The 14,247-nt window shown below is 59.5% G+C and carries 16 protein-coding genes; 6 read left to right on the top strand and 10 right to left on the bottom strand.

The features are described from left to right. Nucleotides 1–22 precede the first annotated feature (22 nt). From ACQY5P_RS07865 to ACQY5P_RS07840, 6 genes are all read right to left on the bottom strand, one after another. Nucleotides 23–550 carry a hypothetical protein gene (locus ACQY5P_RS07865; protein ID WP_428410186.1) on the bottom strand — a complete coding sequence of 176 codons (528 nt, stop codon included), beginning with the start codon at nt 548–550 and terminating at the stop codon, nt 23–25. Nucleotides 551–560: 10 nt separating this feature from the next. Then, a complete protein-coding gene (locus ACQY5P_RS07860; protein WP_428410185.1) occupies nt 561–794 on the bottom strand; it encodes a DUF4170 domain-containing protein in 234 nt (77 codons plus the stop codon). 17 nt (nt 795–811) lie between these two features. Next, entirely contained in the window at nt 812–2,155 is a 1,344-nt protein-coding gene (locus ACQY5P_RS07855) for a TldD/PmbA family protein (RefSeq protein WP_428410184.1), read from the bottom strand. Nucleotides 2,156–2,224: 69 nt separating this feature from the next. Beyond that, entirely contained in the window at nt 2,225–3,238 is a 1,014-nt protein-coding gene (locus ACQY5P_RS07850) for an alpha/beta hydrolase (protein WP_428410183.1), read from the bottom strand. A 59-nt stretch (nt 3,239–3,297) separates the two neighbouring features. Then, on the bottom strand, nt 3,298–3,939 hold the full coding sequence (locus tag ACQY5P_RS07845; RefSeq protein ID WP_428410182.1) for a glutathione S-transferase family protein: 642 nt from the start codon (nt 3,937–3,939) through the stop codon (nt 3,298–3,300). A 3-nt stretch (nt 3,940–3,942) separates the two neighbouring features. Further along, a complete protein-coding gene (locus tag ACQY5P_RS07840; protein WP_428410181.1) occupies nt 3,943–4,656 on the bottom strand; it encodes a glutamine amidotransferase-related protein in 714 nt (237 codons plus the stop codon). An 86-nt stretch (nt 4,657–4,742) separates the two neighbouring features. Here ACQY5P_RS07840 and ACQY5P_RS07835 point away from each other — a divergent pair, with 86 nt between their 5' ends. After that, on the top strand, nt 4,743–5,516 hold the full coding sequence (locus ACQY5P_RS07835) for an enoyl-CoA hydratase (RefSeq protein ID WP_428410180.1): 774 nt from the start codon (nt 4,743–4,745) through the stop codon (nt 5,514–5,516). Between the two features lie 3 nt (nt 5,517–5,519). Further along, the gene (locus tag ACQY5P_RS07830) at nt 5,520–6,065 is read left to right on the top strand and encodes a hypothetical protein (RefSeq protein WP_428410179.1); all 546 of its coding nucleotides are present in this window, start codon (nt 5,520–5,522) and stop codon (nt 6,063–6,065) included. Between the two features lie 19 nt (nt 6,066–6,084). Here the strand turns inward: ACQY5P_RS07830 and ACQY5P_RS07825 are convergent, their stop codons facing one another. Both ACQY5P_RS07825 and ACQY5P_RS07820 read right to left on the bottom strand, forming a co-directional pair. Next, complete coding sequence (locus ACQY5P_RS07825) at nt 6,085–7,083, bottom strand: amidohydrolase family protein (protein WP_428410178.1); 999 nt, start codon at nt 7,081–7,083, stop codon at nt 6,085–6,087. Nucleotides 7,084–7,159: 76 nt separating this feature from the next. Then, nucleotides 7,160–7,426 (bottom strand): PGPGW domain-containing protein, encoded by a 267-nt coding sequence (locus ACQY5P_RS07820; protein WP_428410177.1) that lies wholly within the window; start codon nt 7,424–7,426, stop codon nt 7,160–7,162. 259 nt (nt 7,427–7,685) lie between these two features. Between ACQY5P_RS07820 and ACQY5P_RS07815 the strand changes: the two genes are divergently transcribed. Further along, nucleotides 7,686–9,227 (top strand): UbiD family decarboxylase, encoded by a 1,542-nt coding sequence (locus ACQY5P_RS07815; protein ID WP_428410176.1) that lies wholly within the window; start codon nt 7,686–7,688, stop codon nt 9,225–9,227. Between the two features lie 39 nt (nt 9,228–9,266). After that, nucleotides 9,267–10,205, top strand: coding sequence for a hypothetical protein (locus ACQY5P_RS07810; protein ID WP_428410175.1), 939 nt, complete (start codon nt 9,267–9,269; stop codon nt 10,203–10,205). A 171-nt stretch (nt 10,206–10,376) separates the two neighbouring features. Here ACQY5P_RS07810 and ACQY5P_RS07805 read toward each other — a convergent pair whose 3' ends face one another. Next, nucleotides 10,377–10,721 carry an endonuclease domain-containing protein gene (locus ACQY5P_RS07805; RefSeq protein ID WP_428410174.1) on the bottom strand — a complete coding sequence of 115 codons (345 nt, stop codon included), beginning with the start codon at nt 10,719–10,721 and terminating at the stop codon, nt 10,377–10,379. A gap of 807 nt (nt 10,722–11,528) precedes the next feature. Here ACQY5P_RS07805 and ACQY5P_RS07800 point away from each other — a divergent pair. Next, nucleotides 11,529–11,981, top strand: a complete 453-nt coding sequence (locus tag ACQY5P_RS07800) for a hypothetical protein (protein WP_428410173.1) — start codon at nt 11,529–11,531, stop codon at nt 11,979–11,981. A gap of 122 nt (nt 11,982–12,103) precedes the next feature. Then, nucleotides 12,104–13,177: a helix-turn-helix transcriptional regulator gene (locus ACQY5P_RS07795; RefSeq protein ID WP_428410172.1), complete on the top strand. Its 1,074-nt coding sequence runs from the start codon at nt 12,104–12,106 to the stop codon at nt 13,175–13,177. Between the two features lie 17 nt (nt 13,178–13,194). On the opposite strand, the gene ACQY5P_RS07790 is transcribed toward ACQY5P_RS07795, so the two are convergent. Then, nucleotides 13,195–14,058: an ATPase gene (locus ACQY5P_RS07790; RefSeq protein WP_428410171.1), complete on the bottom strand. Its 864-nt coding sequence runs from the start codon at nt 14,056–14,058 to the stop codon at nt 13,195–13,197. Nucleotides 14,059–14,247: the final 189 nt, after the last annotated feature.

Genomic DNA, 14,247 nt, shown 5'->3' with positions numbered 1-14,247 from the left:
CATAGCATGTTCGTTGAACGGGTCACGCCAGCTTGATATTGCGCGCGCGGGCGCGGACCGAGGCGGCCCGGTCTTCGCCGGCGGCGGCGAGCGCGCGTCCGGCTTGTTTCGCGATTGTTTCATCCAGGGCCGCCAGCGCGCACAGGGCGTCAAGGGACCAGGCCCGCAAGAACGGACGTTTGTGGGTCAGAAGCGGCTCCAGCCACGGCGCGAGGAGGCGGGCTTGGGCCGGGGGCAGCGCCAGGCGGGATATGCTCTGGCAGATATGAAGCTGGGCCATCCAGTCCGTCACGGAGGGGCAAGCAGCGACAAGCGCCTCCGTGCGTTTGCGCGTGAGCGCGCCGCCCTCATCCAGATGGTGTTTGACGATCCATGTAGCGCCATTGGCGACGGTCCCGTCATTATCGGCGCAAAGGGCGATGACGGCGTCGAGAAATGAACGCTTGCCGCCATGGCGCGCAGCGATTTCAGAAAGGATCGTCGGGGATTTCCCGTCGTATTCTTCAAGCTCCGCACAGATGCGGTCTTTGAGAGCGACGCCCTTGCTCATAGCTGCAAGGTTAGAACTTTCCGTCGCCGTCCGGGTCGAGAAGCTTGTGCATGTGGACAATGAAATAGCGCATATGCGCATTATCGACGGTCTGCTGCGCTTTGGCGCGCCAGGCCTTTTCCGCTGCGGCGTAATTCGGATAGACGCCGACAATGTCGAGCTTGTCGAGGTCGCGGAATTTCACCTCTTCGAGATTTTCAAGCTCGCCGCCGAAGACGAGATGCAGCAATTGTTGGTCGCTCATGAAACGCTCCGTTATAGTTAGTCGCCCGCGATGGTCATCGCCGGAACGAGCACGCTCGGCGCGTTGATGGACCCGCGGATTTCAAGGTCGCTTGCAGGAACTAATCCTGCATACATTTCAAGAATATTGCCGGCGATGGTGATCTCGCTCACCGGATAGGCGATTTCGCCGTTCTCGACCCAGAAGCCGGAACAGCCGACGGAATAGTCGCCAGTATTGGGGTTCACCTGCGGCCCGAACATGTCGCCGAGAAGGAGGCCTTCTTTCGCCTCTTTGAGCAAGTCCTCGAAAGACCGCGCTCCCGGTTGCAGCGTCAGATTGGTTGCGCCCGAACCCGGCGCGCCGCCGGTTCCGCGCGTCGCGCGCGCATTGGTTTCTAGGCCGAGCTGCGCCGCCTGCGATGAATTCAAAAACCACGCGGTCAGAACGCCGTCCTTGATGAGGTCTATCGCCGCATTGGCGACGCCTTCGCCGTCGAAGGGACGCGAGCCTGCGCCGCGGGGGCGGTGCGGGTCGTCGATGATGTTGATGCCGTCCGCGAAAATCTTCTCGCCCATCTTGTTTTTGAGGAAGCTCACGCCGCGCGCGATCGCCGCGCCGTTCACCGCGCCCGCAACTTGCGAGACGAGGGAGCTCGACAGGCGGTTGTCGAAGATCACCGGGGCCGTCCGGCTCTTGATCTTTTTCGGGGAGAGGCGGCGCACCGTGCGCTCGCCCGCATGTTTGCCGACGGCCTCAGCGCTTTTGAGATCGCTCAGATGGGTTTTCGAATCGTAGTCGTAATCGGTCTCCATGCCGTTCGCGTCTTTGGCGACGACGCTCACCGAAACGGAATGGTTCGATCCGCCCGACTGGCCGAAAAAGCCGTGGCTTGTCATCAGCCATTTCCATCCCTCGCCATAGCTGGCGCCAGCGCCGGACGAATTGACAACGCCCTTGACGGCGAACGCCGCGGCTTCGCATTCGGCGGCCCGGGTTTTAAGAGCGTCGGTCGACGGCTCCTCGAAATCGCCGAGATCGAGATGGGGGAAGGGCTCCTTGGCGAGGCGCTCGGCCGGCGCGAGACCGCAATAGGGGTCTTCCGGCGCAGCTTTCGCCATGGCGGCGCAGCGCTCGGCGAGTTCTTTAAGCCCCGCGGGGGAGTGGTCGGTGGTCGAAACGCTGGCCTGACGCTTGCCGATCAGCACCCGGAGGCCGAGATCGGCGGCCTCGGACCGCTCCACGTCTTCCAGATTCCCCATGCGCCAGGAGACGCCCGAGGAAACGGAATGGAACAGGACCGCGTCGGCGGCCTCGGCCCCCGCGGCTTTTGCGTCCGCGATCAGGCGTTCGAGAATGGCTTGGGCTTCAGGTGTTTGCATGGGCGACGGGATAGAGGCTCGCGCCGAACCGCGCAAGGCGTCGCCTGCGACAACGGCGCGCGGCGCCGTTCAGGCGTTTATTGCGGCGAGCCATCGCCGGATGGCCGCCAGCGCCGTGTCCGAGAAAGGCGGGCCGGCCGTTTCATAAGCCGAGAGCGCGCCGGAGGCCGTTTCCTGAAACAGATGGTTATGGTTCTCAAGCGTTTTTACGTCGACCCGGGGCGCCCGGCCATTGGAACAGGCCGTTCTGATGGCTTCAAGGTTTTTGCCGGCGTCAACCTGCGTGTCCTTGTCTCCGGTCATGGCGAACACGGGACACTCGACTTTTTCGAGATCATCCGCAGGATCAACGGTGACAAGGTAACGCCATTCCCACTCCAGGAGATCGTCGACGGCGGCGCCAATGTCCGCCTTTTCGCTCTCGGAAAGGCTGTCGACGGGAACACCGCCAAGAAGTCTTTGGTAAAGTTTCTGTTCGAGGTCTTTCAGAACGAGGATTGCGGATTCGCCTGACTCCAGGCGCCCTTGCGCCGCCGCGAGCGCGGCGAAAATTTCCGCCTTGGCGTCGCGTGACGCAGCAATCTCATGTTCCTCCCAGCCTTCGGCGCGGCAGATCGCGCAATGCTGATCGAGGAGGGCTTCGCGGCCCGGCGCGCCCATCCCGGCGAGCAGAATCAACGCCGCCGTTTGATCACTATGAGCCGCTGCGGTGCGCGCGGCGATCAGCGTTCCCTGGCTGTGACCGATCAGAATATGACGCGCATCGCCTGTCTCCGCGCGCATGAGCGACATCGCGTTCGCTCCATCCTCAACGAGCGTCTCCGCCGATGCGGCGAGATAGTCGCCTTCCGAACCTCCGACGCTGCGGTCGTCCCAGCGCAGTACGGCGTATCCGGCGGCTGCGAGGTCGTGTGAAAGCCGCGCGAAAGGCCGATGGCCTGCCATGGATTCGTCACGGTCCTGCGGGCCAGACCCCGAAAACAACAAAACTGTCCCGATGGGCGGCGAGCCTGGGCGTTCGATGGTTCCGCTAAGGCGAACGCCCATCGATAGAAAAGTCACCTCCGACTCGGTCGTCTGCATGCCGTAAACCGCACCCTGCCTGGATTGCAGAATAAGAAGCGACTGCGCATCAAGGCAACTTATTCCGAAGCGAGCTCTGCTTTTGCCCCGTCGCCCCATTTTTTCATGGCGGGGAGGGCGAACATCATGTCGCGATAGGCCGCCGCCTCGGGCGACAGCTTTACCGGGCCGTAGGTGACGAAGCGGGAGACCACCGGCGCGTACATGGCGTCGGCGATGGAAAATCTGCCGAACAGGAAGTCGCCTCCGGAGCCATACTCTTTCCGGCACATCGTCCACAGATCGTTGATCCGCTCGATGTCGCGCGCAACGCCGCTCTGGGTCGTATGCTGCATGTCTTTGCGCAAGAACATCATGGGCCAGACATTGCGAAGCGCGGAAAAGCCCGAATGCATTTCCGCGGAAACGCTACGCGCGAGGGCGCGGGCTTGTTTGTCTTCCGGCCATAGTTTTTTATCCGGAAAGAGTTCGCTCATATATTCCATGATGGCGAGTGAATCCCAGATTTTGACGTCTCCGTGGATAAGATAGGGGACGAGGCCCGACGGAGATTTCTCCTTCAGGATGGCCCGCGTCTCCGGCCGGTCGAGCCTGATGTTTTCCTCCGTAAACGGAACGCCGGCTTGGGTCATCAGGAACCACGGCCGCAACGACCAGGAGGAAAGGTTCTTGTCGCCAATGCCGAGGATGAGGTCAGTCATCTATCACCGATCAAATTGCAGGAAGAAATTCGCGATCCACTTGCCCATCAGCTCACGGTCCGAACGGTTCTTGTAGCTGGCGATGCCGGGATCGGCGCGGTCGGCCGGAATGCGGCCCTTGCGAAAGCGCAAGAGGGTTTCGCCGTAATCGTGAGAGAACTCGGGGTGCTGCTGGAAAGAGATTGCGGGCCCTTGGGCGAATTCCAGAACCCCCATGGGGCAGAATTCCGACCCGCCGAGGATGCGCGCGTCCTTGGGCAGCGCCGTCACCTGATCCTGATGCGAGACCGCGCAGGCGATGTGATTGGATGGTGGGTTCATCCAGTCGCGTTGCGCGGCGATCTTGTAGTCGTGGACGCCGACGCCCCAGCCCTTGTCGGATTTCTCCGCCTTGCCGCCCAGCGCCTGCGCCATCAATTGATGGCCGAAGCAGATGCCCACCTGCGGCTTTCCGGCTTTCGCAGTCTGCCGCACAAGCTCCGCGCAGGGTTCGATCCAGTCGAATTCGTCGTAGACACCGGCGGGCGAGCCGGTGATGAGAAGCCCGTCGAACTCGCTGATTTTCGGCATCGGCTCGCCCTGATGGGCTCGCGTGGTCGAATAGGAAAAGCGTGAGGAATGGGGCGACAAAAGCCGCTGGAACATGACGAAATAATCGCCGAACTGGGTTTTCAGGGGCTCCGGCGGTTCGCCGGTCTCGAGGATGCGAATCTGCATTATCGGCTCACAAAACTGCTTCCCGTTCTTGATCCTTGCCGTGCGATTGCGTCAAGTCACGATCTCTAAAGACCTCTGGAGTTTCCATGACCGATCACATTTCCGTCTCCCGGGACGGCCCGATCCTGCGGCTCGGCTTCAACCGGCCGGAGAAAAAGAACGCCATTACGCAGGCCATGTATGGGGTCTTCGCCGATGGGCTCGCCGAGGCGGACCGGGACGATGAGATTCGGGCGGTGCTGTTCGAATCGAAGGGCGATGTTTTCACCTCGGGCAACGACATCGCGGACTTCATGTCTGGCGCGGGAAGCCCTGCGGACGGAGAAAAGCCGCAGGTCATCCGGTTCCTTGAAGCCATCGCGACCGCCGAAAAGCCGCTGATCGCCGCGGTGCAGGGCCCGGCGGTCGGCGTCGGCGTCACCATGCTTCTTCATTGCGATCTCGTCTACGCGTCGGAGGCCGCGACGTTCCACACGCCTTTTGTCGATCTCGCCCTGGTGCCGGAAGCCGCGTCGAGTCTCCTGCTGCCGCAGATCGCGGGCCACACCCGCGCGGCGGAGATGTTGATCCTCGGCAAGAAGATCGCCGCGGACCGCGCGCGCGAGTTCGGGTTTGTGAATGAGGTCGTGACGCCGGACGCGCTCGAGGAAACCGCGATGAGCGCGGCGCGCGCCATTGCGGAAAAAGCGCCGGCGGCGATGAAGCTGACTAAGAAGCTGATGAAGGGCGACCGCGACGCGATCCTCGCGCGCATGAAAGAAGAAGGCGTCCACTTCGCCGCGCAGTTGAAGTCAGCGGAATTTCAGGAAGCCGGCATGGCGTTTATGCAAAAGCGGAAGCCGGATTTTTCAGGAAGCTGATCCATGGGAATTCCAGTCATACAAGGAGAAATTGTTTCACGAGTTCTTGCTTTGGAACATGTAGATGATGAATGCGAAACATTTGAAAACGAGCTGATCGGAAGAGAAGAAAAGTTTCGTCAAGTCGTAGCAAGGGTTAAGCCCGATCATGATCTGTTCGTTATATTTAATATCCCTGCAAATACGCCCTCTATTTTTATTACTGTGAGTGATGGCGACCGCAATTTAATCCGGCAAGTGATTTCGAATCTAGAGGAGATTGAGAAGGAGGGAAAACAGCTAGAACCGACAGATGTTGTTGCGTTTGAAGATAAGAATTTGCTTGCCTCTGGGGTCGTTGCAGTTGTGCTTGTCCCGCTTTCCGTTTCTGGAATCTTATGTGATTTAGAAGAAAGCTTTTCCCTGAATGGGAAAGTCTATCGCTTCTGCTTGGTTGTGTTCTTGTCAAAAGATGAGCATGAGCTCTGGAAGAAGCAAGGTTCTGATGCGTTGGTGTCGTATTTTGACTCGGTAGATAAGGATCTTCTAACGTTCAGCCAATTTGAGTAAGCGTGGCTTTGCACAACGCCTACTCCTCAAGCCGTAAAAACCGCACGGCGTTGTCGTGGAGTATGTCTTTCTTCTGTTCATAGGTGAGGAAGGGCGCGTCGTTGATGGCTTTAATGCCCTCCTCGATCATGCCGGGCCAGTTCATCTGGTCCGAACCGAACATGATGCGGTCGCCAAACCCGGCGCGCACGATCTCTTCGAGAAACGCGTAATAATCCTCGCGCGGCGCGGCGAGCTGCAACACGCCCGTATCCACATAGAGCTGCGGGTAAAGATAGAGCATGGCTTTCAGATCGTCCGTAAACGGAAAGCCCGCATGCATGAGATAGACGCGCAAGGTCTGATGGCGGTTGAGGATCGCCTCCATCTGCAGCGGCGTCTGGACGCGGAAGTTGGAATAGAGCATGGGCGCGCCCGGCGGGCCGATGCCGAGATGGATGCCGACCGGAATGTCGTGTTTTGCGGCGACCGCCCAATAGGCGTCGAAGGCGGGATCGTCGGCGAGGACGCCGCGATACTGGTTCGTCACTTCGGCGAGCACCTTGAAATCGCCATTCACGAATTCGGCTTCAATCTCCTCGGCGGAAACATCGTCGCGTTTGAGGCTGAGCTCGCGCCCCGGGATGAAAAGACCGGGCGCCGCCGCCTGCCAGTCCGCAATGCGATCCGCCGGGCCGCTGAGCACGCCTCTTATCTTGTATTTCTTCATGATCGCGATGGTCTGGTCGCGGACTTCCTCATCCGTCGCGGGTCCTTGGATCGGATCGTCGCAGGGCGGGTCCGTCATCAGCGCGCCCATTTTCGCCGGCCAGGGCGTTTGCGGATCGTATTGCAGATCGGCGGCGACGCCGGGACAGACGCCATTCGGCGCCGGCCCGTTGCCGTCCGCCGGATAGGCGTGAAGATGAACGTCGATGATCGGCCCTTCATAGGCGCGGCTGTCCGCCTTCTTCGCCAGCACCGGCGAAAACAACAGCGCCCCCGCCATGGCGGCGAGAAAAATCCGTCCCGGTTTCATGGAAACTCCCCCTTCGATGCGTCCCTCAAGGGAGCTTAGGGGGATTGGCAGTCGGATGCAAAATGGAGAGGCGAGCCTACTCCGCGGGGTGCGGATGGGTCTTGTCGATGGTCGACTTGATCACCGGCGGCATGCGGTCGCGCCAGCGGCGCAACTGGCCGTCGAGATTGGGCCACTTGCCGCGCATGTGCCGGATAAGGCGCTGAACCGGCGGCATGTAAGGGGCGAGCAGCGCAAAACCGATGGTGAGCATGATCAGGCCAAAGGGAATCGGCAGAGGCAGGACGATGAGACCCGCAATGACCAGCAACGATCCGAACACCTGATGCACGATCGGCAACATGCCGAGTGAACTCCCCAATACCCTTTACGAGAGGCCCGGACCCTTCCGGGGAACGCAAACTGGGCGGTTTTGTCTTGACGCGACGCTATCCCGTGCGGCGCGTTGATAAGGTATGCTCCGGCGCCTTTACCGTAAAGGGGAGGCGGAAAAAATAGGTTAAGCCAAGCGGTTACAATTTGGTGAAGCGAGCGTTAACCGGGCTGAAGTGAGGCGACAAGGCGCCGGAAACGAAGTCCGGTCGCTGAAAGAAGGAAGTTCGATGACGAAACCGGTGAAGCCTTCGGCGTCTTTACGCGAATTTCTGGCGCGGCTCGAATCAGCGGGCGAGCTTGTGCGCGTCGCGGAGCCGGTCGCCGTGAAACTTGAGATGACCGAGATCCAGACCCGGCTTCTGGCGGAGGGCGGGCCGGCGGTGCTCTTCGAAAAGCCGGTGATGGATGACGGGTCGGTCTCAGCGATGCCGGTGCTCGTCAATCTGTTCGGCACGGTGAAGCGCGTCGCCATGGGCGTGACCCTCGAAGGCAAGGCGCGCGAGACCGGCGCCGACCTCCGCGAAGTGGGGGAGCTCCTCGCCTTCCTGCGCCAGCCCGAACCGCCGGGCGGCCTCAAGGACGCCCTCGACATGCTGCCGCTCGCCAAAACCGTCATGGCCATGAAGCCGGCTTCGAGAGACTGGGGCGCCCCGTGCCAGGAGGTGGTGAAGACCGGCGACGAGATCGATCTCGACCAAATCCCGATCCAGACCTGCTGGCCGGGGGAGCCGGCGCCGCTGATCACCTGGCCGCTGATCGTGACCAAAGGACCGGGCGCGAAACGCGAGGACGATTTCAATCTCGGCATCTACCGGATGCAGAAGCTGGGGCGCGACAAGACGATCATGCGCTGGCTCAAACATCGCGGCGGCGCCCAGCACCATGCGCGCTGGGGCAAGGAAAAGCGCGAACCGCTGCCCGCCGCGGCGGTGATCGGCGCCGACCCGGGCACGATCCTCGCGGCGGTCACCCCGGTGCCGGATACGTTATCGGAATATCACTTCGCCGGCTTGCTGCGCGGGAAAAAGGTGGAGCTCGTCGACTGCAAGACCGTGCCGCTGAAAGTTCCGGCGGAAGCGGAGATCGTGTTGGAGGGCTATGTCTCCCTCGACGATTACGCGGATGAAGGCCCTTACGGCGATCACACGGGCTACTATAATTCAGTCGAGAAGTTTCCGGTCTTCACCATCACCGCGATCACGCACCGGAAAGACCCGATCTATCTTTCGACCTTCACCGGCCGCCCGCCGGACGAGCCGAGCGTTCTCGGCGAAGCGCTGAACGAGGTGTTCATTCCGCTATTGCAGCAGCAATTTCCGGAGATCGTCGATTTCTGGCTGCCGCCCGAAGGGTGCAGCTACCGCATCGCGGTGATCAGTATGCGGAAGGCCTATCCCGGCCACGCCAAGCGCGTGATGATGGGCGCGTGGTCCTATCTGCGCCAGTTCATGTACACGAAATGGATCATCGTCGTCGATGACGACATCGATGCGCGCGACTGGAAAGACGTGATGTGGGCGGTCTCCACCAAGATGGACCCGGTGCGCGACATCACCGTAATCGAGAATACGCCCATCGATTATCTCGACTTCGCCTCGCCGCAATCCGGCCTCGGCTCCAAGATCGGCCTCGACGCGACCGACAAACTTCCGCCGGAAACCAACCGCGAATGGGGCGAGGAAATCCGCATGGATGAGGATGTGGTTCGACGCGTGGATGATATGTGGGAGAGGCTGGGCCTGCCGGGGAGTGGCAAGGGGATTTGGTAGAACGAAGTTACTACGCAAAAATTGCGTTGGGGAGGCGAAGTGGTCCCAGAATATTTATCGCGTCAAACTAGACAGACGAGAGCAGCATTAATGTTGCTTTCGGCAGGTATTTCTGCCCTATATTTTTTTGATGGAGGCATTGATGTTAATATGGGGGCCAGCCTGCTGGGCATCACGATCAAGCTAGATGAGGCAGCGCTCTACCTTACGCTAACGGTCTTCATATTTTACTTTTTTATTTCATTTTTGTTCTCTGCGATGGCAGAGAAAATTGATATTGGCCTATCACCTAAAGAGCAAAGATTAGTCCAAGATATATTTCGCATGAAAGATAGTCAGGACCGCATAAGCATAACCCTTCGAATGCAAACACTGCAGGCTTTAATTGACAACAAAGATAGGTATCGACGTTCGTACGAAGAATTAAACACCATGTTCGAGAAAAAGCCTCTGCCAGAAAACGGAAGTGATTTATTGGAGAGGGTGTATGAAATCGCGATTGATGAAAGCGTGAACCGCTTGCCTAGATTGATGATGTTGATTGGTCCCATTGAGAATACATTACACGTTAACCTCTTCTTGCAACCTATAACTCAAAGCTATTCCCACTCAATGGGGAAGGCCTTTGGGGCTCGGCAGCATCTTTATGAAGGCAAGGATTTAGAAAAACAGAGCGAAGCGCACATAAAAGAAGTTTCTGATAAGATTAGGAAAGCTGATATTCAAGCAAATGTCCTCATGGAAGCGTCTCAGAAAGTTTTAGCCGCCCTAAAGGCGGAGACATCAAACGAGGATCAGTTTGCTAAAAGAGTTTCTGAAAAGGAGAAAGAGATAGAGATTGCGGCAGAGAAGAATCGCTTTTCTTTAAAACCTGTCTGGTCAGTAACGTATATCAACTACATTATCTTAGAATTTATTTTTCCGCTCATTGTTGGCGCGGTCGGTTTGTTTTCGGTCATCATGCTACAAATAAAATAGAAAATATGTTTCGGTGTTATACCGAAAAAAACTCTAGTGGCGGGCTGTAGTATAAGCCCAAACCGCAGCAGCTTGATGAAATTTCCGCTTCCTCCTTCCTCCCTCTCCCCCTTGGGGGAGAGGGCTGGGGTGAGGGGGTGGTTCAGCGGCGCCCAACGCCGTTGGGCGAGGTTAAAGTCCCAAAAAGTCTGTCACCCTCTTAAGCAAATAATCCTCGTCCATTGCGTGCGACGCCTCAATACGCAGAATGCGCCAGCGTTCTTTCCTCAAAAATTCATCCCGCTCCGAATCGCACAGCGCAATCTCATCGAGCTTGTGGATGCCGCCGTCGATTTCGATGACGAGCCGTTCACGAACAATGGCGAAGTCGACGACGTAAGGACCGATGGGATGTTGCCTCCGCACCGGAAAGCCATGCTTGCGCAAGGTTCGTAAGGCCGACCATGCGCGCTGTTCGGGCAGGTTTGCGGACTGCCGCAGGCGCCTTGCGCGGGTGATCTGGGGTTTCGGCGTCATACGGAGAGCTTAGCACCTAGTGGCGCCACCCTCACCCGTTCAACGGGGTTGGGGCCCCGTTGAACCCCTCTCCCTCCAGGCGTTGACACCCTCACCCCAACCCCTCTCCCAGAAGGGAGAGGGGCTTTGACCGTGGCGCCTCTGTCCAAGGCTGCGCTCTCACCCCAACCCGTCGATTGGGGTTGGGGCCCCAATCGACCCCGCCAGCGGGAGAGGGGCTTTACCACGGGGGACGCAGGGGGCGGCGGCAAGTATAAGGCCATTCCGGAGGGGGTGGATAAGTTTTCACCACCTTTTTTTCTGCCGTATACTGCCCCGCAGTCCGGATATTGAGAGGCGGTGAGCGCTACCGTAATTCGCTGGTCCGGATCGCGGTGCGCAGTTCTTTTGTCTCCTGCGTTACGGAAGGAGGCGGGGGATCGCCGGTCGCAGATGCCCGGGCTTTCTGGCGGCATTTCAACTCTGGCGCGTAAAAACCGTCAGGGGTCGTCATTACGGCCGGGCCCGCCGGTCCGACAAAACACCGCCGCGCGGGACGCGATGCGTCCATGTGCTTCACTAAAGCGATGAGGATGTTTCGCGTTCCGCGCTCCTCTCATTTGATACGCTCGGGCCTTTGCGGCCGCGGCGGCGCCGCCTCACATCCATATCTTCCCGTCATCAATTTTGATGATGCCGGGGGCCGGGCGATTCCTATATTGGGTCTCGTCTTCGGCGCATCCGGGGGGAGGGCCAATACGCAGACCCGTGGCCGATGCGCTGAAGACGCTGTTTCAGACCCAAGGCTTCAGGAAGGGGAAATCCGCCATGTACAGAGTTTTCGCACTCATCATTTCATTTTCAATTACGCTCGGTCTCGCCTTCATCGCCGCCGGCGCGGCCCATGCCGAGGACGACGCGCCGTTGTTGACCCAGCCGATGAAATTCGGCGACGCGGCCATGAGCTGTTCGCAGATCGTCGCGGAAGTCGGCGCCATGGAGACCATGCTCGGCGGCAACCCGTCGGAAGCGCTGATGGATGGCGAACATCTCGCCAATGTGGGCACGGGGCTTGCGCAGCAGGCGGCGCTTTCCGCCGGGGCGGGCCGCGCGGTCGGCGCCATCGGCCAGGTGGGCGGGCTTCTCGGCAAGTCGTCCAAGAAGAAAAAAGAGCGCGAAGCCCAGCAACAGGCGATCGCCGAGCGGCGCTGGCTCTATATGGTCGGGCTCTATCAGGGCAAATCCTGCGACGCTGAGCTCGCCGCCGCGTCCGCCCAATAGCGAACAGGGAGCGCGGCGCCGGCCGTTGCGCCGGCGCTCCCGCTCCCGCGACAACAGAGGCGTTGATCGCTTTGATGTCTTAGAAGAGGATAAGGGCGCAGTTGCGTATGACGGGAAGGGGCATGAGTTCGGAATTCATCGACCGCATTTACGAGGCGTCCTTCGCGCCCGCGCTCTGGCCGGGAATCCTCAGCGAGCTTGCGGAGATGACGGACTCCAAAGGCGGGCTCCTGCTGTCGACCAAGGAAAAAACCCTCAACTGGACGGCGAGCGACAGCGTCTACGGCGCCTTTGACGATTATCTGAAAGGCGGCTGGTTCCGCCGCTGCGGACGGCGGGTGTGCCTTCTCGAACAGGCCCATTCGGCTTTTCTGACCGAGCTCGACTACTGGACCGAGGACGAGCTGCAGAACAACGACATCTATCAGGATTTCTTTTATCCGCGCGATCTCGGCTGGTCCGCGGGCACGGGGCTGATCATGCCCACGGGCGATCATATCGTGCTCAGCGTCGAGCGCGCCCGAGAGCGCGGCCCCATCGAGACGCCATACATCAGTGTGCTGAATGAAATGCGGCCGCACCTCGCCCGCGCGGCGATGATGGCGGCGCGCATGGGGCTTCAGACCGCGACGACGGCCAAGGATGCGTTCTCGAAACTGTCCGTACCCGTCATTCTTCTCGACCTCAACGGGACCGGCATCGAATGCAGCAGCGAAGCCGATACGCTCTCCGACGCGATCCTTTGGGGCGCAAATGAACGGCTTGTCCTGAAAGACGGCGACGCCAACGAGTTGTTCCAGAAGGCGCTCGGTTCGCTCGACACGCGCTCGGCGGTTCAATCCTTCGCCATCAAAACGGACGACGGCCGTCCCGCCTATGTGGCGCATGTGGTTCCCGTCAGCGGGTCGGCGCATGACATCTTCGCCAGGGGCTATGCGCTTCTGGTGTTCAATCCCATCGACCGGAAATCGAAACCGTCAATCGATCTGTTGCGCTCGCTGTTCGATCTGACGGCCGCGGAGGCGGGCGTCGCGCGTGAACTCGGCGCCGGCGTCTCCGTTGAGCAGATTGCGGAAAATGGGAGCGTTTCCATCAACACGGTCAGGACCCAGGTCCGCAAGATCATCGAGAAAACCGGCTGCGCCCGCATGCCGGAAGTGGTTTCGCTGATTTCAAACCTGACGCTGCCGCATTAGCGGTGAAGCGCTGCGTTTTAAAAAAGCGGCTGGGGCTTCGCCGGTTTTTTCGCGAGCGCCGCGTCCACGAGATCGAGGAAATCGTCCGGCGTTTTCACTTTTTCCACGTCGCGCGCGGAAATCTTGACGCCCCAGTTTTTTGCAATCGCCTCATAGCGCGGCGCGCGCCAGTCGATGAGACGCGCGAACCCCCAGCGGATGAAAGCGTCGGGATCAACCTGCGTTTCAGCGACGCCGGTTTCCTTAAGATATTCCGCCCAGACCTGGCGCAGGAAGGTCTCGTTGTAATACATGGGCTTGGGCGCCTTGTTGAAGCGCGCTTTCAGCGCGTCCTTATGCGCCTCGTCGCCGGCGATGTAGATGATAAGGCAGCTGTGGGAGAGCGCCTTTAACACGGGATCGTTTTGATCTTCGGGGTCGACGACCTCGCAGATTGACCCCGACGTGTCGCAGATGAACTTGTCATAGCCGTAAATCGTCTTCGCCTTTTCGATGAAGAGCGGCGTGTCGAGCATGGCGCGGATTTCCGCTTCGCGATGCTGGCGCTGGCGGCGCACATATTCGTCAAAGGGAATGCCGCCCTTCGCTGGATCGCCGGGCTTGCCGAGATAGGTCGACAGCGGCTCCAGATTGTCGAAGGTGATGTTGGACGAGATGTAGATGGAATCCGAAAGGAGAAGTTCGCGCAGCAGCGGCGCCTTCATCGCCTCGCGCTTGAAATTGTCCTCAATCGCCTCGTCCATGTAGCGCGTGCCGATGCGGTAATCGACGGAGTAATGGAACCAGCGCTCTTCGGCGCGCAGCATGGAGGCGATCCGCGTCTTGCCGACGCCGGACATGCCGAGAACCGCCAATGGACCGCCGCGCTTGTAAGGTTTCATCTTCCGTTCCGCATTCGATGCTTTGTGATAGCGGGTATTCATCCGCGGGCCAATTGTCCAGCGAGAATGACTGAAGTTCCGTTAAGCGTTGATGATCTTGAAAAAACCGTTCTGCGGCAACATATCCTTAAAACAAGGAGGGCGCGGGGATGCGGTCGCCGGGTCTGGCGGGCGCACGTTAAGTTCCAA

This window comes from Hyphococcus sp. (assembly GCF_965267305.1).
Lineage (GTDB): Bacteria > Pseudomonadota > Alphaproteobacteria > Caulobacterales > Parvularculaceae > Hyphococcus.
Note: the sequence above shows the minus strand (reverse complement) of the source record. Positions and strands in the feature narration are given on the sequence as shown.